This window comes from Mesorhizobium sp. M7A.F.Ca.MR.245.00.0.0, assembly GCF_003997415.1.
Taxonomy (GTDB): Bacteria; Pseudomonadota; Alphaproteobacteria; order Rhizobiales; family Rhizobiaceae; genus Mesorhizobium.
Window position 1 is genome coordinate 42479 of record NZ_RZTE01000035.1, and the last position, 18342, is coordinate 60820.

Annotated in this window: 21 protein-coding genes and 1 pseudogene; 12 read left to right on the forward strand and 10 right to left on the reverse strand. The window is 62.3% G+C overall.

Features of this window, described 5'->3' with window-relative positions; genetic code table 11:
- Positions 1–106: 106 nt before the first annotated feature.
- Positions 107–1072, reverse strand: a complete 966-nt coding sequence (locus EOB80_RS26565) for a glutaminase (protein ID WP_127330792.1) — start codon at positions 1070–1072, stop codon at positions 107–109.
- Positions 1073–1076: 4 nt separating this feature from the next.
- Positions 1077–2225: an aminotransferase class I/II-fold pyridoxal phosphate-dependent enzyme gene (locus EOB80_RS26570; RefSeq protein ID WP_127330794.1), complete on the reverse strand. Its 1149-nt coding sequence runs from the start codon at positions 2223–2225 to the stop codon at positions 1077–1079.
- A 145-nt stretch (positions 2226–2370) separates the two neighbouring features.
- Between EOB80_RS26570 and EOB80_RS26575 the strand changes: the two genes are divergently transcribed.
- The 6 genes from EOB80_RS26575 to aat all read left to right on the forward strand — a co-directional run bounded on the left by EOB80_RS26575 (position 2371) and on the right by aat (position 7681).
- A complete protein-coding gene (locus tag EOB80_RS26575; protein ID WP_127271627.1) occupies positions 2371–3765 on the forward strand; it encodes a M48 family metalloprotease in 1395 nt (464 codons plus the stop codon).
- A 61-nt stretch (positions 3766–3826) separates the two neighbouring features.
- Positions 3827–4630: a DsbA family protein gene (locus tag EOB80_RS26580; protein ID WP_127330796.1), complete on the forward strand. Its 804-nt coding sequence runs from the start codon at positions 3827–3829 to the stop codon at positions 4628–4630.
- Between the two features lie 147 nt (positions 4631–4777).
- Entirely contained in the window at positions 4778–5212 is a 435-nt protein-coding gene (gene aroQ / locus EOB80_RS26585; RefSeq protein WP_127330798.1) for a type II 3-dehydroquinate dehydratase, read from the forward strand.
- 26 nt (positions 5213–5238) lie between these two features.
- Complete coding sequence (gene accB, locus EOB80_RS26590; protein WP_023812132.1) at positions 5239–5697, forward strand: acetyl-CoA carboxylase biotin carboxyl carrier protein; 459 nt, start codon at positions 5239–5241, stop codon at positions 5695–5697.
- 10 nt (positions 5698–5707) lie between these two features.
- A complete protein-coding gene (gene accC / locus EOB80_RS26595) occupies positions 5708–7051 on the forward strand; it encodes an acetyl-CoA carboxylase biotin carboxylase subunit (protein ID WP_127269233.1) in 1344 nt (447 codons plus the stop codon).
- Positions 7052–7063: 12 nt separating this feature from the next.
- The gene (gene aat, locus EOB80_RS26600; protein WP_127269232.1) at positions 7064–7681 is read left to right on the forward strand and encodes a leucyl/phenylalanyl-tRNA--protein transferase; all 618 of its coding nucleotides are present in this window, start codon (positions 7064–7066) and stop codon (positions 7679–7681) included.
- Between the two features lie 9 nt (positions 7682–7690).
- Here aat and EOB80_RS26605 read toward each other — a convergent pair whose 3' ends face one another.
- From EOB80_RS26605 to EOB80_RS26615, 3 genes are all read right to left on the reverse strand, one after another.
- Positions 7691–8077: a hypothetical protein gene (locus EOB80_RS26605; RefSeq protein ID WP_127330800.1), complete on the reverse strand. Its 387-nt coding sequence runs from the start codon at positions 8075–8077 to the stop codon at positions 7691–7693.
- A gap of 75 nt (positions 8078–8152) precedes the next feature.
- Positions 8153–8743, reverse strand: a complete 591-nt coding sequence (locus EOB80_RS26610; protein WP_127330802.1) for a DUF2155 domain-containing protein — start codon at positions 8741–8743, stop codon at positions 8153–8155.
- Positions 8744–8866: 123 nt separating this feature from the next.
- The gene (locus EOB80_RS26615; RefSeq protein WP_127330804.1) at positions 8867–9265 is read right to left on the reverse strand and encodes an NADH:ubiquinone oxidoreductase subunit NDUFA12; all 399 of its coding nucleotides are present in this window, start codon (positions 9263–9265) and stop codon (positions 8867–8869) included.
- 229 nt (positions 9266–9494) lie between these two features.
- Here EOB80_RS26615 and panB point away from each other — a divergent pair, with 229 nt between their 5' ends.
- Together panB and panC are read left to right on the forward strand one after the other, a co-directional pair.
- On the forward strand, positions 9495–10337 hold the full coding sequence (gene panB, locus EOB80_RS26620) for a 3-methyl-2-oxobutanoate hydroxymethyltransferase (protein ID WP_127330806.1): 843 nt from the start codon (positions 9495–9497) through the stop codon (positions 10335–10337).
- Entirely contained in the window at positions 10334–11185 is an 852-nt protein-coding gene (gene panC / locus EOB80_RS26625) for a pantoate--beta-alanine ligase (RefSeq protein WP_127330808.1), read from the forward strand. The genes panB and panC overlap by 4 nt, the downstream gene beginning before the upstream one ends.
- A gap of 98 nt (positions 11186–11283) precedes the next feature.
- Here the strand turns inward: panC and EOB80_RS26630 are convergent, their stop codons facing one another.
- The 3 genes from EOB80_RS26630 to gatB form a co-directional block, all read right to left on the reverse strand.
- Positions 11284–11628: an antibiotic resistance protein VanZ gene (locus EOB80_RS26630; RefSeq protein ID WP_023812139.1), complete on the reverse strand. Its 345-nt coding sequence runs from the start codon at positions 11626–11628 to the stop codon at positions 11284–11286.
- A gap of 82 nt (positions 11629–11710) precedes the next feature.
- Positions 11711–12199, reverse strand: a complete 489-nt coding sequence (locus tag EOB80_RS26635) for a GNAT family N-acetyltransferase (RefSeq protein WP_127330810.1) — start codon at positions 12197–12199, stop codon at positions 11711–11713.
- A 4-nt stretch (positions 12200–12203) separates the two neighbouring features.
- Positions 12204–13703: an Asp-tRNA(Asn)/Glu-tRNA(Gln) amidotransferase subunit GatB gene (gatB, locus tag EOB80_RS26640; RefSeq protein WP_127330812.1), complete on the reverse strand. Its 1500-nt coding sequence runs from the start codon at positions 13701–13703 to the stop codon at positions 12204–12206.
- Positions 13704–13999: 296 nt separating this feature from the next.
- Between gatB and EOB80_RS26650 the strand changes: the two are divergent.
- Positions 14000–14256, forward strand: a pseudogene (locus EOB80_RS26650) (YjhX family toxin).
- 48 nt (positions 14257–14304) lie between these two features.
- Here the strand turns inward: EOB80_RS26650 and EOB80_RS26655 are convergent.
- Together EOB80_RS26655 and EOB80_RS26660 are read right to left on the reverse strand one after the other, a co-directional pair.
- A complete protein-coding gene (locus tag EOB80_RS26655) occupies positions 14305–14736 on the reverse strand; it encodes a CBS domain-containing protein (RefSeq protein ID WP_027039198.1) in 432 nt (143 codons plus the stop codon).
- A gap of 87 nt (positions 14737–14823) precedes the next feature.
- The gene (locus EOB80_RS26660) at positions 14824–15582 is read right to left on the reverse strand and encodes a rhomboid family intramembrane serine protease (protein ID WP_127322494.1); all 759 of its coding nucleotides are present in this window, start codon (positions 15580–15582) and stop codon (positions 14824–14826) included.
- A 388-nt stretch (positions 15583–15970) separates the two neighbouring features.
- Between EOB80_RS26660 and EOB80_RS26665 the strand changes: the two genes are divergently transcribed.
- The 3 genes from EOB80_RS26665 (at position 15971) to EOB80_RS26675 (ending at position 18277) form a co-directional block, all read left to right on the forward strand.
- On the forward strand, positions 15971–16603 hold the full coding sequence (locus tag EOB80_RS26665) for a PAS domain-containing protein (protein WP_023812148.1): 633 nt from the start codon (positions 15971–15973) through the stop codon (positions 16601–16603).
- Between the two features lie 177 nt (positions 16604–16780).
- A complete protein-coding gene (locus tag EOB80_RS26670; RefSeq protein WP_023812149.1) occupies positions 16781–17398 on the forward strand; it encodes a PilZ domain-containing protein in 618 nt (205 codons plus the stop codon).
- Between the two features lie 270 nt (positions 17399–17668).
- Positions 17669–18277 (forward strand): transglutaminase-like cysteine peptidase, encoded by a 609-nt coding sequence (locus EOB80_RS26675; RefSeq protein ID WP_127269622.1) that lies wholly within the window; start codon positions 17669–17671, stop codon positions 18275–18277.
- Positions 18278–18342: the final 65 nt, after the last annotated feature.

Genomic DNA, 18342 nt, shown 5'->3' on the forward strand with positions numbered 1-18342 from the left:
GATTTTCTTATCTGGCGTTATGCTGGATCGCGAAAGGCTAAAACGCTTCTTTGATTCCAAGCATGTCGTTGTCCCAAAACCGCTGCGGACTTTTGGGTGACATGCATCACGGCGCGAAGATCGACCAGTTCATCATCCTGGCCAGCTTTTCCAGCGCGATCGACCCCAGCTTGGAGTTGCCGTTGGCATTGAGGCCCGGCGACCAGACGGCAAGCGACGCCACGCCCGGCACGATGCCCAATATACCGCCGCCGACGCCGCTCTTGCCGGGGATGCCGACGCGGAAGGCGAAATCGCCGGAGCCGTCATAATGGCCGCAGGTCAGCATCATGGCGCCGATGCGGCGTGCCCGTTCGGCCGACACCACGGAATGCCCGGTCGCCGGGTTCTTGCCGCCATTGGCGAGGAAGCGGCCGGCGAGCGCCAGTTGCCGGCAACTCATGGCGATGGCGCAGTGGTGGAAGTAGACGCCCAGCGCCAGTTCCGGCGCATGGTGGAGATTGCCGAAGGATTTCATATAGTTGGCGAGTGCGAAGTTGCGGTAGCCGGTGGCCCGTTCGGATGCTGCGACCTCGCGGTCGATGATGATGGTCTCGTCGTCGGCGAGGAACTGGATGAAGCGCAGGATCTCGCCGATCGCCTCGCGCGGCTGGTGGCCCGCAAGCAGGATGTCGGAAATGACGATGGCGCCGGCATTGATGAACGGATTGCGCGGAATGCCGTTCTCATGCTCGAGTTGCACGATCGAGTTGAATGGATTGCCTGACGGTTCGCGGCCGACCCGCTGCCACAGCGCGTCGCCGACATTGCCGAGCGCCAGTGTCAGGGTGAACACTTTCGAGATGCTCTGGATGGAAAAGGCCTGGTCGGCGTCCCCCGCCGTCAGCACGTGGCCGTCATTGGTGACCGCTGCGATGCCGAATTTCTTCGGATCGACCTTGCCCAACTGCGGAATGTAGGAAGCGACGTCACCGCGATCGGTGCGATCGGCCATTTCGGCAGCGACTTCGGCCAATGCCTGATCAAGTTTGGAGGCCTGATCAAGTTTGTGGGCCTGATCGAGTTCCGGCATGGCGCTACCTCAACCAGCGTTCGATGCGCGCCATTGCCTCGACCAAGTCGTCGTGGCTGCCGGCATAGGAGAAACGCATGGTCCGGTGCCCGGCCTGAGTGTCGAAGTCTTGGCCGGGTGTTGCCGCGACATGCGCCTCGGCCAGCATCTTGCGCGCGAAGGCCATGCTGTCATTGGTATGCCCGGTGACGTCACAAAAGGCATAGAAGGCGCCGTCCATGGGCGCCGCCAGCGGAAAGCCGAGTTCCGGGAGGCGTTTCATCAAAAGCTCGCGATTCCAGGCATAGCGGCCTTTTACCGCCTCCAGTTCCTCGGTCGCCCTGAACGCTTCGATCGCCGCGATCTGCGACAGTTCCGGCGGCGAGATATAGAGGCTCTGGGCGACGCGCTCGACCGGCCGCACCAGCTCTTGCGGCAGCACCATCCAGCCGATGCGCCAGCCGGTCATGCAGTAATATTTGGAGAAGGAGTTGATCACGGTCACGTCGCCTCCATAGGCAAGCGCCGTGGTGTCGGGGGCGGCATAGGCGAGCCGGTGATAGATTTCGTCGGAGATGACGGCGATGCCGAGGTCTTGTGCCGTCCTCACCAGGGCCGCCAGTTCATCGGCCGGTATGACCGCGCCGGTTGGATTGGCGGGACTGGCGAAGAGAACGCCTTTCAGCGGCTTTTCACGATGCGCGGTCTCGAGATGGCCGGCATGCAGGTAGGCGGCGTCGCCGAGCTCGATCTCGACCACCTCGATGCCGAGCGCGGCCATGATGTTGCGATAGGCGGGATAGCCGGGTGCCGCGATGGCGACGCGGTCACCCCCGTCGAACATCGCCAGGAAGGCAAGGTTGAAGGCGGCCGACGATCCAGTGGTCACCGCGATCCGGCCGGGCTCGATATCAAGCCCGTAGTGATCGGCGTAGTGTCCGGCGATCGCCTTGCGCAAACCTGCCAGTCCTAGCGCGTCGGTGTAGCCGATGCGTCCGTCCTGCAGCGCCTTGGCGGCTGCGGCGCGAACCAGAACCGGTGCGGGATCGGAGGGCTGGCCGACGGCCATCGAAACAACCGGCACGCCCTGGGACTTCAGCCGGTTTGCCTCTGCCAGAATGTCCATCGCATGGAAGGGCTCGACATTGCCACGACGTGAGAGCGAAACGACCATTTGACCAGTATTCCCGATGACTGACGGCGCCAGGCACTGGCGCATGTGCCGCACAAATGCCCGATTGATGTGAGGATCACAAGTTGAGGAAGTTTCCGGCGCCGACTTTTCATCTTTCGCCCGCTCGTCTACCAGTGGAGCCATCATGTTGAGCCGACCCAGATCGACGATTGCCCAGGCAGCGCGCGTCTTCGCGACGCTTTCGCTTGGCGTTGCCGTTGCAATGGCGAGTTCGGTCAGCGCCTTTGCCCAGAACGTGCCGGTGGTGCGCGACGCCGAGATCGAGGCGCTGGTTCGCGATTACGCGCGGCCGATCTTCAGGGCGGCTGGCCTGGCGAATGACGGCATCGACATCGTTCTGGTCAACGACCAGAGTTTCAATGCTTTCGTCACCGGGCGCCGGCTGTTCATCAACACCGGCGCGCTGATGACGGCCGAAACGCCCAACGAGATCATCGGCGTCATTGCCCACGAAGCCGGTCATATCGCCGGCGGCCACCAGCAGAAACTCCGCGACCAGCTTGAACGCGCCAAGACGATGGCCATCATCGCGACGCTGCTGGGTGCCGGTGCCATGGTCGCCGGCGCGACAACCAATAGCCGCGGCCTTGCCGGTGCGGGCGTGGGCGTGGCCGCCGGCGGCGGCGAGATGGCACAGCGCAGCATCCTCGCCTACCAGCGCACCGAGGAGATGACGGCCGACCGCTCGGCGATCACCTATCTCAACGCCACCGGCCAGTCCGGCATGGGCATGCTGAAGACGTTTCACCGCTTCCAGACTGCGCTGTCGCTCTCGGGCGCGCAAGTCGATCCCTACCGGATCAGCCATCCGATGCCGCGGGATCGTATCTCCAATCTCGAAGTGCTGGTGAAACAGAGCCCCAATGTCGACAGGCCGGACCCGCCCGCGCTGCAGCAGCGCCATGACATGGTGCGGGTGAAGATCGCCGTCTACATGGAAGGCCAGGCGGCTGCGTCGCGGCTGATGCGAAAGATGCAAGGGACCCTCGCCGCGCTATATGGCGACGCCCAGTCGACCTACCTGTTCGGCAACATCGCCGCCGCGCTCGCGAAGACCAATGCACTGATCAAGGCGCAGCCCAAGAACGCTTACTTCCAGGAACTGCGCGGCGACATCCTGATGAAGGCAAACAAACCCAAGGAAGCCGCGGACGCCTACGCCAAGGCGGTCAGCCTCGATTCGGCGCGGTCCGGTCTGCTGCCGGTGTCCATGGGCCAGGCGCTGATGGCCGTCGGCACGCCCGACTCTCTGAAAAAAGCCGTCGTGCAGATCAACAACGGCCTCGGGCGCGACAAGGAAAATTCAGCCGGGTATCGCTATCTGGCACAGGCCTACGGTGAGTTGGGTGACATACCGGGCGCCGAACTTGCCACCGCCGAAAGCCATTTCTATTCCGGCAACTACAAGGATGCGAAGATTTTCGCCATGCGGGCGCAGCAGCAGATGAAACGCGGCGAGCCGCGCTGGCTTCGCGCCCAGGATATCATAAACTACAAGCCGTCAACCAAGATCAAGTGAACCTTCCGGCCGCGCGCCACGACATAGCCAGACCGGAAAACAGGTAGAAGGAACAGGAACGATGAAAAAGGCACTGCTGCTGGGCACCACGGGGGTTGCGGTCGCCCTGGCCATGCTGGCTTTCGGATTCGTTGCCGGAAACCCGCAGATCGCCAAGGCCGGCACCGCACAGCCGGTCGAGACCGCGGCGGCCGATACCAAGATCGACCGCACCGAGGTCGAAGGCATCATCCGCGACTATTTGTTGAAAAACCCGGAAGTCCTCCTGGAGGTCCAGGACGCGCTTGAGGCCAAGCAGAAGGAAGAGCAGCGCATCGCTCATCTCGGCGTGATCAAGAATGCCAAGGACCAGATCTTCAACTCCGCCTTCGACGGCGTCGTCGGCAATCCGAACGGCAAGGTCACCATCGTCGAGTTCTACGACTACAATTGCGGCTTCTGCAAACGCGCCATGGACGACATGCAGGCGCTGACCAAGACCGATCCGGACCTGCGTTTCGTGCTCAAGGAATTCCCCATCCTCGGACCGGAATCGCAGAAGGCGAGCGTGGTCTCGATGGCCTTTCACCTGATGCACCCGGAAAAGTACGGCGAGTTCCACAATGCGTTGCTCGGCGGCCAGGGACGCGCCACCGAGGCGTCGGCAATCAAGGTCGCGCTGTCGCTCGGCGCCGACGAAGCGGCGCTGCGCGAGAAGATGAAGGACCCGACAATCAACGAGGCCCTCGCCAAGACCTACGATCTTGCCAACAAGCTGGCGATCACCGGAACGCCGTCCTATGTCATCGGCAACGAGGTGGTGTTCGGAGCACTCGGGCAGGAAGTGCTGACAGAAAAGATCGAGGCGGCGAAAGCCGCGCTCTGATCTTGCTCGCCAGCTATTTCTCACGGGCACATTTCCGCCTGTTGTGGACAGTGAAAGAACGCACTTGTGCTCTTTTCGCGGGCGGCTATGCCCATTATAGAGGGCCCAGCGCGCCGGCTTGATGACGGCGCCGGGAAAGGTCGGCTTTTGAAAACGGTTTTCGTCCTGAACGGTCCCAATCTCAACGCGCTCGGCAAGCGCGAGCCGGGCATCTATGGCGGCAAGACGCTTGCCGCGATCGCCGACGACTGCAAGCAGGCAGGCACGGCGCTGGGGTTCGAGATCGATTTCCGCCAGTCGAACCATGAGGGCGACCTTGTCGACTGGATTCAGGAAGCTGGCGACAAGGCTGTCGGCATCGTCATCAATCCGGGCGCCTACAGCCACACCTCGATTGCCATCCACGACGCCATCCGCGCCGTCGCGCCGTTGCCGGTGGCCGAAGTTCATCTTTCCAACATCCATGCGCGGGAACCATTCCGCCACGTCGCCATGGTCGCGCCGGTCGCCGTCGGCATGATCTGTGGCTTTGGGCCGCTCGGCTATACGCTGGCGCTACAGGCGCTGGCTGCACGCCTATGACCGGCCAACAAACAGAAGGCTCGAAAATGTCGATAAAGAAGACCGGTGTTGACCAGCAACTGATCCGCGATCTGGCGGGCATACTGAACGACACCAATCTCACCGAGATCGAGGTTGAACTGGGCGACCTGAAGGTGCGCGTCTCGCGGCAGGCGCCGGCTGTTCATGCGATCGCAGCGCCGCAGCAGGCCTATGCGCCGGCAGCAGCGCAAGCTGCCTCCGTAGCTCTGCCCGTTGTGGCAGATATTTCCAAGAACGCAGTCACCTCGCCGATGGTCGGCACCGCCTACCTGGCGCCGTCGCCGGACGCCAAGGCGTTCATCGAAGTCGGCCAGAAGGTCAAGGAAGGCCAGACGCTGCTGATCATCGAAGCGATGAAGACGATGAACCAGATCCCCTCGCCGCGCGCCGGTACTGTGACCGCGATCCTGTTCGAGGATTCGCAGCCGGTCGAATATGGCATGCCGCTCGTCGTGATCGAATAGAGCGGGCCTGATGTTTCAGAAGATCCTCATCGCCAATCGCGGCGAAATCGCCCTCCGGGTGCTGCGCGCCTGCAAGGAACTCGGCATCCAGACGGTGGTGGTGCATTCGACCGCCGATGCCGACGCCATGCATGTGCGGCTCGCCGACGAGAGCGTCTGCATCGGTCCGCCGCCATCGCGCGACAGCTATCTCAACATCCATCAGATCGTTGCGGCGTGCGAAATCACCGGCGCCGACGCCGTGCATCCGGGCTACGGCTTCCTGTCGGAGAACGCCAAGTTCGCCGACATACTGGCCGCGCACAACATCACCTTCATCGGTCCGTCCGGCGACCATATCCGCATCATGGGCGACAAGATCGAGGCCAAGCGAACCGCCAAGCGCCTCGGCATTCCGGTTGTGCCCGGTTCGGACGGCGCCGTCACCGACCAGAAGGAAGCCAGGCGCATTGCCGCCGAGATCGGCTATCCCGTGATCATCAAGGCATCGGCCGGCGGTGGCGGACGCGGCATGAAGGTCGCCCTCACCGAGGCTGACCTGGAGATCGCCCTGCAGACGGCGAGCACGGAAGCCGGTGCCGCCTTCGGCGACGATGCCGTCTACATCGAGAAATACCTGGAAAAGCCGCGCCATATCGAAGTCCAGGTGTTTGGTGACGGCTTTGGCCGCGGCGTGCATTTCGGCGAGCGCGACTGTTCCTTGCAGCGCCGCCACCAGAAGGTCTGGGAAGAGGCACCCTCGCCCGCCCTCAACGCCGAAGAGCGCGCCCGTATCGGCGGCATCTGCGCCAAGGCGATCGCCGACCTCGGCTATTCCGGCGCCGGCACGATCGAGTTCCTCTACGAGAATGGCGAGTTCTACTTCATCGAGATGAACACGCGCCTGCAGGTCGAGCATCCGGTGACGGAAGCGATCACCGGCATCGATCTCGTGCACGAGCAGATCCGCGTCGCCTCCGGTGGCGGCCTCTCGGTGAAGCAGGAGGACATCAAGTTCAACGGCCACGCCATCGAATGCCGCATCAACGCCGAGGACCCGCGCACCTTCACCCCCTCGCCGGGCACGATCACCCATTTCCACACACCGGGCGGCCTGGGCATCCGCGTCGATTCCGGCGTTTATTCCGGCTACAAGATCCCGCCATACTATGACAGCCTGATCGGCAAGCTGATCGTGCATGGGCGTAATCGCGTCGAGTGCATGATGCGCCTGCGCCGCGCGCTGGACGAGTTCGTCGTCGACGGTATCAAGACGACGCTGCCGCTGTTTCGCGATCTCGTCGGCAATGCCGACATCGCCAATGGCGATTATGACATCCACTGGCTGGAAAAATACCTGGCCAAGGAAGACTAGCGCGGAGACGCGATGACCCGCCCCTACGCGCCCGGCTATCGCATCCCCACCGACCTTCTGCTCAAGGCATACGCCTCGGGCGTCTTCCCGATGGCCGAAAGTGCCGGCGACCCGGAGGTGTTCTGGGTGCGGCCGGAGACGCGCGGCATCATTCCGCTCGATGGTTTTCACGCGCCGAAAAGCCTCAGGAAAACGATCAGGAAGAACCCCTTCGACATCCGTTTCGATTTCGATTTCGAAGCGACCATCGACGGCTGCGCCGAAAAGCGCGTGGAACGGCGCTCGACCTGGATCAATGCGCCGATCCGCGAAGCCTATGTCGAGTTGCATCGGATAGGCCATTGTCATTCGGTCGAGGCGTGGCGCGAGGACCGGCTGGTCGGCGGCCTCTATGGCGTGTCGCTCGGCCGGGTGTTTTTTGGCGAGAGCATGTTCGCCAGGGAGACAGACGCTTCCAAGACCTGCCTTTTCTATCTCGTCGAGCGCTTGAAGGCACGCGGCTTCGCTCTGCTTGACACCCAGTTCACCACCGAGCACCTCAAGCGCTTCGGCGCGGTCGACGTGCCGCGCGGCAAATATGAAAAGATGCTGGCCGACGCGCTGAAGGGCGAGGCCGTATTCTATCCCTGAAGATTGAGCCTACTTCCCAGTGGCGGCTTCCAATGGCGTCTGCGAATGGAACATCATCTTCCAGCCATTGACGCGATGGACATAGCCGGTGCTGACCAGCGCTGCGTAAGGTTCGCCGTTCTCGCGTGTCGCATGTGCCTCGTAGGTCAGCATGATGATGTCGCTGCCCGGCTCGATAATACCCTTGAGGTCGATTTTCAGGTCGCGCCAGCGGTTGGGCTTGGTTGCGGTCTTGGCGAGATCCGCATTGTCCATCGCCTGTGCCATCTGCGGAAACGCCACCAGGCATTCGGTGTCGACATTGGCCGCATAGTAGGCCGCGTCGCCCGTCCAGAATCCCTTTTCAAGTTCCAGCAACTCTGCCTTGCCGGCCGTGATCCGCTTGCTGTCTGACATCGGAAGATCCTCCCTGCGCATAGATGCGCGCTCATCCGTGCCCCAACGTATGGTGGCAGGGACGGTTCCGGAGGATCAGTTGGTGTCGGTCGTATCGGGGTCCGAAGCGTCCGGCTCCGTCACGCCAGGCTCTGTCACGTCCGGAGCAATCGCGGCTTTCGGTTTGGCCGCGGCGGGCTTGGGCGCCTCGGCTTTGGTCGAGTCTGCCTTGGCGCCATCGGGCGCCGGCACATCCGACTTCTGCTTGCAAGCCTTCAGCCAGACGTCGTAGACGGCATGCTCGACGGCATTGAGGCCGGGGCTTTCGGCAAACATCCAGCCGGTGAAGATGCGGCGGATCTTGCGGTCCAGCGTGATCTCGTCGACCTCGACGAAGGAATCGGTCTTCGGCTCTTCGGTCTGTGGCCGCGAATAGCAGACGCGCGGCGTCACCTGCAAAGCGCCGAACTGCACCGTCTCGTCGATATAGACATCGAAGGTGATGATGCGGCCGGTGATCTTGTCGATACCGGCAAACTCGGCAACGGCATTGGTGACCCGGTCCGCTCCCGCGGGCGGCGCCGGCGCGGGTGCCGCGGGCTCAGGCGAAGCGGCGAAGGCCACGGTGCTGACGGCAAGACCGGCGGCTAGCGCCAGACTGGCCGATATTGAGTAAGAAAAGCTCATGCAAAGATACCGGTGGTTCGCGCCCGGGTGATTCTGTCGATCGCCAAGGCTAGTCGCCGTTTTCTGATCAGCAAGCAGCTAAACACCAATTGTGGCGATAAAGGACCGGCTTGCACCCTGTCGCTACGACCCGGGTGTCCAGGCATCGTAGTCGCCGGTGACCTGCGGGCGGTGCTGATTGGTCAGCACCGAGCCCTTCGGGCGATAGGCCGCCGGGCTGCCGGTCAGATTGGGCTGATGCGGCTTTTGCCAGTCGCGCGGCTTGTAGTCCTCGCTGGACGGCGCGACGTCGACGCGGTGGTGCATCCAGCCGTGCCAGCCGGGCGGTATCGCCGAAGCTTCCGAATAATTGCGGTAGATGACCCAGCGGCGCGTGCGGCCTTCCGAATCGATGCCGCCTTCGTAGTAGAAATTGCCGGTCTCGTCCTGGCCGACCTTCTTGCCATACCGCCAGGTGTGCAGGCGCGTTCCCAGCGTCTGGCTGTTCCACCAGGTGAAAAACTGCGTAAGGAAAGTCTTCATTTCAAAACCCTCGCGCCGGCAGCGCCCGTTTTCCTGCTTATGGCGTCAGGCCTTGCCGAAGGCAAGGCTTTTGCCACGGCGTGCGCGCAAATGGCTTGCCGGAAACTCGACACAAGCCTGTGATCCTGCCGGTCGCTGCATGCACGCTTGCCAAGCCTTTACGGTATTTCTAAAGCTCTGCGCGCCCATGCCTGCATCCAGCCCGGCTTGAGGCCAAAGGAGGTGACGATTGGCCACGGAATTGCCGACCACCGACATTCGCATCAGCGCCGAGGCGATTCGCCACCGCAAGGGCGGCACGCCGATCGTTTGCCTGACCGCCTATACCTATCCCATCGCCCGTCTGCTCGATCACCATGTTGACCTGCTTCTGGTCGGCGACAGTGTCGCCATGGTCCTGCATGGCCACAAGACGACTCTGGGCGCCTCGCTGGAGATGATGATCGCACATGGGCAGGCCGTGATGCGCGGCTCGGCCACGGCCTGCGTCGTCGTCGACCTGCCGGCCGGCACCTATGAGGCAACGGCAGCGCAAGCCGTCACCTCGGCGCGGCGGGTCGTCGACGAAACCGGCTGCCAGGCGGTGAAGCTCGAAGGCGGCCTCGACATGATCAGCCAGATCGAGGCCATCGTCGCCGCCGGCATTCCGGTGATGGGACATATCGGCCTGCAGCCGCAATCGGTCGAGAAGGACGGCGGCTACAAGATCAAGGGCCGCACCGAGGAGGCTGTTGCGGCATTGCTTCGCGATGCGCTCGCCGTCGAGAATGCCGGCGCTTTCTCGGTGGTCATCGAAGGCACGGTCGAGAGGGTCGCCGCCGATATCAGCCGCCGCCTCGCCATTCCGACCATCGGCATCGGTGCCAGCGGTGAATGCGACGGCCAGATCCTGGTCATCGACGACATGGTCGGGCTGACCGTCGAGCGCGTGCCGAAATTCGTCAAGGAATACGCCGACCTGCGCAGCGTGATCTCGCATGCAGCGGAAACCTATGCAGCCGAGGTGCGGGGCCGGACATTCCCCGGCCCCGGCCATGTCTTTTCGGCGACAAACAGCAGGGACGACGCATGAGCCAACCCGTCGTCGTCGACAGCGTAGCCGCACTGCGCGCGCAAATCCGGGACTGGCGGCGCGACGGCCTTCGTGTCGCCATGGTGCCGACCATGGGTGCTTTGCATGACGGGCACATCTCGCTGGTCAGGATCGCGCTCCAAAAAGCCGAGCGCTGCGTCGTGTCGATCTTCGTCAATCCGACGCAGTTCGCGCCGAGCGAAGACCTCGACAAGTACCCGCGCCAACTCGCCCGCGACCTCGACCAACTGGGCGCGGCAAACGCCGACCTTGCCTTCACACCGACGGTTGGCGAGATGTATCCCGCCGGCTTCGCCACGAAAATCTCGGTCGGCGGCCCCTCAGCCGGGCTCGAATCGGACTTTCGGCCGACCTTTTTCGACGGCGTCGCCACCGTGGTGGCAAAGCTCCTCCTGCAGGCAACGCCCGACTGCGCGGTCTTCGGCGAGAAGGATTACCAGCAGCTTTGCGTGGTGAGGCAACTCTGCCGCGACCTCGACCTGCCTGTCGAGATCATCGGCGCACCGACGATCCGCGATGCGCAGGGTCTCGCCATGTCGTCACGCAACGCCTATCTCGATGAGGCCGAACTGAAGATCGCCCGCCAACTCAACGTCATATTGCGCAATACGGCTGCGGCGCTGGCGGCAGGCGCCGGCCAGAGCGATGCAACCGAAGAGGCCAGCCGCGCCCTCATCGCCGCCGGCTTTCAAAAGGTCGACTATGTCCAGGCACGCGAAAGCCTGACGCTTGCGCCATGGCATCGAAACCACGAAGGGCGTCTTCTCGCGGCAGCATGGCTCGGCAAGACCAGACTGATCGACAATGTCGGGGTTCCCGCTGTTTAGCGAAGGCTCGATCCTTCGGCCAGATAGACACGGGCCGACCACAGTCGATGGTCCCGTACTCTTTGGGGTCGACGTATCGCGGCGGATTGCTGCCGCGCCTAGCTCTCGCTCTTTTGTCCGCCGGCCCTGACGATCAGGTGTCCCGCGACGATCCCAACCACCCCGGCCAGGGCTTTTACCAATGCATCGATGAGGCGTGCATGGCGACCGGGATCAATGAGCTGAAGCAGTTCCAGCATGCCGGCGGTCACAGCCACGAAGATCACGACCTGGTACAGTCGGTTGGGGAAGCCGATCGCCAGGGCGAAGCCCAGCAGGACATAAGCCAAGGCACGCTCGACATTCGCTTCAGCGAGGTGCGGCCGCATCTGGATCGGCGACAAGGTCGCGAAAATGATGATGGCGAGCAGCGCCAGCGCTGTAATGCGGGACAGTTTGGTCATGCCCTTGCATATCCGTCGTGAGCCGGCACAGCAAACGCCGCGATGACGCATGGCCGGGTCGCTCTATTCATCCCGGTGCAATCTATCCGAGCGACTTCTCGAAACTCAGCGTCGTCGGCCTTGAGGTATCACGGGATTCCTCCGCGGCACTGACAGGCAAGAACCCTTTCGACCGATAGAAGGCGATGGCGCCGCCATTGGCCGCCTCGACCTCGACGCGCAGCGTTCGCGCTTCCGGGAAACTGGCCTCGACCTCGTCGAGCAGTGCTTGCCCGATCCCGCGCCTTTGGCAGTCCGGATGGACGTAGAGCTGGTTCAGCAGGATGATTTTCGCATCGGCGGTGGCGGCGGCGAAAGCCATGCCACCGATCCGCTTGCCGTCATCGGCCACCAGGAATTCCGAATTCGGCCGCGTCAGCCGCGAGCGGAGCGAAGCGATCGAGTGCCATTCGTCGGTGATCTCGGTGACTTTGGCAGCGCCATAAATGGCGTCATAGGTCGCATGCCAGGTTTCCACCAGCAGCGTCCGCACAGCGGCAAGGTCGCGTTCACCTGCGGTGCGGACGAACACGGCGCTACTCGATGCCCAGCTTGGCCTTGACGAGGTCGTTGACGGCTTGCGGGTTGGCCTTGCCGCCGGTCGCCTTCATCACCTGGCCGACGAACCAGCCGGCCATGCTCGGCTTGGCGCGCGCCTGTTCGACCTTGTCAGGGTTGGCGGCGATAACGTCGTCGACGGCCTTCTCGATGGCGCCGGTGTCGGTGACCTGCTTCATGCCACGGCTCTCGACCAGTTGGCGAGGGTCGCCGCCCTCATTCCAGACGATCTCGAACAGGTCCTTGGCGATCTTGCCGGAGATGGTGCCATCCTTGATCAGATCGATGACCGCACCGAGCTGCTCGGGCGAAACCGGAGCGTTTTCAATGTCTTTTCCGGCCTTGTTCAATTGCCCGAGCAGATCGTTGATGACCCAGTTGGCGGCAAGCTTGCCGTCGCGGCCGGCGGCCACCTTTTCGAAATAGTCGGCGATCGGCTTTTCCGAAACCAGGATCGAGGCGTCATAGACGGACAGGCCGAGCGACGCGATCAGCCGCGCCTTCTTGTCGTCCGGCAGTTCCGGCAATTCCTTGGCCAGCGCATCGACATAGGCCTGGTCGAATTCCAGCGGCAAGAGGTCGGGATCGGGGAAGTAGCGGTAATCATGCGCCTCTTCCTTGGAGCGCATCGAACGTGTCTCGCCCTTGACGGCGTCGAACAGCCGCGTCTCCTGGTCGATCTTGCCGCCATCCTCGAGGATGGCGATCTGCCTGCGCGCCTCGTAGTCGATGGCCTGGCCGATGAAGCGGATCGAGTTGACGTTCTTGATCTCGCAGCGCGTGCCGAACTCGCCGCCCGGCCTGCGCACCGAAACGTTGACGTCGGCGCGCATCGAACCTTCGTCCATGTTGCCGTCGCAGGTGCCGAGATAGCGCACGATGGTGCGCAGCTTGGTGACATAAGCCTTGGCTTCGTCGGCCGAGCGCATGTCGGGTTTGGAGACGATCTCCATCAGCGCCACACCGGAGCGGTTGAGATCGACATAGGACATGGTCGCATGCTGGTCGTGCATCGACTTGCCGGCATCCTGCTCCAGATGCAGCCGCTCGATGCCGACCTCGATGTCCTCGAATTCGCCCTGGCGGTCCGGGCCGACCGAAACGATGACCGTGCCCTCGCCGACGATCGGCTGCTTGAACTGCGAGATCTGGTAGCCCTGCGGCAGGTCGGGATAAAAGTAGTTCTTCCGATCGAAGACCGACTTGTGGTTGATCTGCGCCTTCAGCCCCAGGCCGGTGCGGATCGCCTGCTTGACGCATTCCTCGTTGATGACCGGCAGCATGCCCGGCATCGCCGCATCGACCAGGCTGACATTGGCGTTGGGCGGCGCGCCGAAGGCCGTCGAGGCGCCCGAAAACAGCTTTGCTTCCGACGTGACCTGCGCATGGACCTCGAGGCCGATGATGATCTCCCAGTCGCCGGTTGCGCCGGGGATCAGGCGCTTGGCGTCGGGTGTGCGGGTGTCGATGAGGGACATTGTGGCCTGCGTATTGGAACTCGGATTATGCATTTACGCATATTTTGGTTTGCAACTTCGCTAGTGCAAACCGCTTCGCGAGACAAGCGCCCAAAAAACACAAGCGCAAAGCCACGGACTGGCCTTCTCAGCCGCTTTCGCCTATAGGACGTCCATTCCAATGGAGAGTGGATGTCCACTTACGCTCAGTCCCGGTAAGGCCCTGACCTCTTGGCGAGGCAGGGCAGAAAACCTGAAACCCCGTGCCGCGAAGCTTCGCGGCGGCGGCATTTTTTGTTTTCCCGGAAAACTCTCACATGGATATTTCGCGCACTGAACAGCGCATCCTGCACCTGCTCGCGCAGGGCGGACGCATTGAAATCGAAAAGAACGACAAGAAGCGGATCGCCTCCGTCAAATGCCTGACCCGCGACGGCTGGCACTATCCGGACGTCGATCTCGACCTGTTTCGAAAGCTGAAGCGGAAGAAGGCGGTTTCTTCGTCGGAGGCGGCCCCTACCGCATCACCCGGCGCGGGCTCGCACTCGTCCGCTCCGAACTCGACAACAGGTAGCCCGCGGTTCCGCCGGTCGGTTCTCCGGCCGGCGGTTCGCCTCACCGTTCAGGCAGTGGCGATATAGGCCCTGATCTGGTCGGCCTCGCGCTCGACATCCTCGATGCGGCGCTTGACCACGTCGCCGATGGACACGATGCCATCGAGCATGCCGTCCTTTTCCACCGGCAGATGGCGGAAACGGCCGCGGGTCATAATCTCCATCACCTCGTTGACGGTGTGATTTTCGTTGCAGATCTTCACCTTCGGCGTCATCGCCGAACGCACGGCGATATCGAGCGCGGCTCCACCTTCCCGGGCGACAACCCGGACGATGTCGCGCTCTGACAGGATGCCGACGATCTTGCGATCGCCATTGGTGATGACCAGCGCACCGATCTTGTGCTCTGCCAGGATGCGGATGGCTTCGCTCAGCTTTTCGTTCGGCCCGAGCGTCAACACGTCATGGCCTTTTCTCTCGAGAATTGCCTTCACCGTCATGGCGTCCTCCTCTGCTTTGCCTGCCGGTTCCTGCCCTGACCGGCCTTCACGTAAGAGTGAACATCGTGCGCCGTGATCGGTTGCATTTCAAGTGCGGTGGTCAGTCGTCTCCCACTCGGGCGCCTGCCATCGCCTGTCGAACCAGCGCAGGCCGAAGAAGCCCGCGACAAAGCCGCCAATATGAGCCTCCCAGGCGATCTGACCATCTACCCCTGGGGCAAACCCGAGCAGGCCGGTGGCGAGATTGATGACCATCCACATGGCGAGGAAGATCACGACACCGCGCAGGCGCAATACGAATGCGATCGGCAGCACAGGGCCGGCGAAGGCGGCCTTGCCGGCCGAACGGTCGGTGCGGAAGCCGAAACGCGCCGCAGCCCCCATCATGCCCGATATCGCACCGGAAGCCCCGACCAGCGGCGCCTCACCATAAGGATGCATCGCCCAGAAAAGCGCGACCGAAGCCAACCCGGTTGCGGCAAAAAACAGCGCGAACCACAGCGTTCCCAGACGGTTTGCCAATGGTGAACCAAACGCGGCGAGCCACACCATATTGATGGCGATATGGGCAAAGCCGCCATGCATGAAGGCATAAGTGAAGGGCCGCGAAAACAGGAACCAGTCGAAGCCGTATTGCCCGGTGTAGAGAACGGGAATGAAGGCCCCGTCATACAGCAATGTCATCTGCTGGGATTCGCTCAACACATATTGCTGCAACAGGTAGACGACGACACAGATGCCGATCACCGCCAGCACGACGGGCGGCAGGTTGAACACCGGCTCGCGCCGCGGTTCAGGTGCGCCCTCGACCGGGTCGACTTCCGAGGGAGATGCCGGTTCACTCATTTGAAATTGCACTCTGCGGGATTCGGGGCTCGAGCATCTAGATCACCACGGACCGAACCGCAAACCGCGAATCGCCGCGGCGCGAATCAAAAAAGAAGCCGTTCAAGGTTTCCCTTGAACGGCTGGTCGAGCCCCCTGCTCCCCTAAAACTCTTGACTGAAGTGCTGCCGATCGTCGCGAAACGACCGCTTCTGGAGTGGTTTTTGTGTGCCACGGGGCTCGCTTCGATGCAACGTAAACCACTTGTTAACCTTAACGGCCCCGACCCGTGAACAAGTGTTAACGACGCTGGCACGCTTCCTGCTCCGCAACGCATGTAGGTCATCGGAGGGCGCCCTTCTGTTCACCGATGGGACATCAGACGACAGAATGCGCGGAGCAGCATAGCATGAACCAGAATGGATCGATCACGCTGTTCCAATATTGGAATCGCCTGCGTGACGGACGTCCTGCCCCGAAGCGTTCGGAGGTCGAGCCGGCCGACATCAAGTCGCTGCTGGCCGACACCTTTATCCTGGAACGGGACACGCGCGGGCAAGCCGTATTCCGGCTGGCCGGCACCAGGCTTTGCGCCTGCTACGGCCGCGAACTCAAGGGGTTTTCCTTTCCATCGCTGTGGCGCGAGAAGGATCAGCGGCTCGTCTCGCGGCTGATCCATGGCGTCTTCGAGCAGAAGTCGGTCGTGCTCATCAGCTATGAGGGTTTCAGCCGCAACGGGCGTTCCAACAAGTTCGAACTGCTTGCCCTGCCGCTGGACGGCGGCGTCGAAAATCCGCGCTGCCTGGGCGTCATCAGCGCCGTGGAGAAGCCCTTCTGGCTGGGTGCCGATCCGATCACCGACGCGTTGATCGATTCGATACGCGTCATCGATCCGGAGAAGGAGCTTCTCAACAATCGCCCGGCGATCGATGTTCCCTCGCTCGTTCCCGATGAACTTGGAGCACCCGAGACGATCTCGGCGCTCGGCCGGGCGCGCCGCATCCGCCATCTCGTCGTGTTTGATGGCGGGCGCGAGGAATAGTCCGTTTGCGGCCTGATGCACGTCGCCCAAAACTGCGCGGCTGTTTTGGCACCGCGACCTGCAAAAAGGAAACCCCTGGAGCGCCCGCTTTTTCCCTTTGTTAACCCGCTTTGTTGTACTTCTCTGATGAAGTTCCTCGCATCGGCGCGCGGGATGCCAAACGGGGTGTAGGCAGTCATGAGGTCAGCGGCGGTCGACTATGCGCCGTCCCAAGCTGAAAGGCGTAACTTTCAGCGCGTCCGGGTTAAAATCTACGGACGCTTCATGCTGGAAGACCGCACCGAACACCCCTGCCAGGTCGTCGACATGTCACCGGGCAATGTCGCGTTTCGCACCGACCGCATCGGCATGCCCGGCGAAAAAATCATTGCCTACATCGATCATATCGGCCGCATCGAAGGTGTCGTCACCCGCACCTTGCAGGACGGTTTCGCGATGACCGTCATCGCGTCGGATCGCAAGAAGGACAAGCTGGCCGCGCAATTGACCTGGCTCGCCAACAAGCATGAACTCGACCTGCCGGAAGATCGCCGCCACGAGCGCGTCGCGCCGCGCAATCCGACCAGCGTGCTGCAGCTCACCGACGGCCGCCAGTACCAGTGCCGTATCATCGACCTTTCGCTCTCCGGCGCCGCGGTCGAGATCGACGTCAAGCCGGCGATTGGCATCCAGGTTATGCTTGGCACCATGCGCGGGCAGGTCGTGCGTCATTTCGAGGACGGCGTCGCCATCGAATTCGCTGTGATCCAGCGCCCCGAAACGCTCGATTCCGAATTCAACACGCCACGTACCTGAGCAGGCCCGACAGCGACACTCCAGGAAACCGGCCCTTGTGGCCGGTTTTTTGTTTTCGACGCCATGACCGGCATGCTTAGCCCACTCTTGGCGGGCTTGGGAGCCCTCCGCGCGCCGAGATTGGCGCCTCAATATCCAAACGAATTAATACTCAAATGATTCAAATTTTACGTTTATTCTACTGGAGTTTTACTCAATATCTACTTCGAGCTTTTGCGTCAAATAAATCCACATGTGGCAATGTCTCCTTCGAACGGGGAGACTACAACAATGAAGAACACGAGGGGCAAGCTGTTGCTGGTGGCAATGGCGATGCAGCTTTCCGCTTGGGGATCAGCATATGCCGCGGGACCGGCCTATATGCACACCGGCGGACGCACCACCCAGCCTGTTGGCCATTATGAGTTCTGCCAGCGCAGTCCTGGCGAATGCAGCGAACGGACCCCGAAGGGTGCGCCGGTCGAACTGACCCGCAAACTGTGGGCGACGATCGTCAACATCAACAATTCGGTCAACACCCGCATCAAGCCGCGCACCGACATGGAAAACTACGGTGTCGAGGAATATTGGGCCTATCCGGCCAATGGCTATGGCGATTGCGAGGACTACGCGCTGGAAAAGCGCCGCGAGTTGATGGATGCCGGCGTCCCCGCCGGCAATCTGCTGATGACGGTGGCGCGCCAGCCGAATGGCGACGGCCACGCAGTGCTGACCGTGCGCACGAGCCTGGGAGAATTCATCCTCGACAATCTCGAGACCAAGGTCCTGTCCTGGACGGACACCGACTACACCTATCTCAAGCGCCAGTCGGACCAGAATTCCGGCGTTTGGGTGACGATCAATGACGGCCGCTCCGACGCGGTCGCCAGCGTCCGCTAGAACAGAGCTCAAGCGCGCCGCGTGAATGCGAGGCGCTTCAGGAGAAACCCGGTCGAGTCCCCACC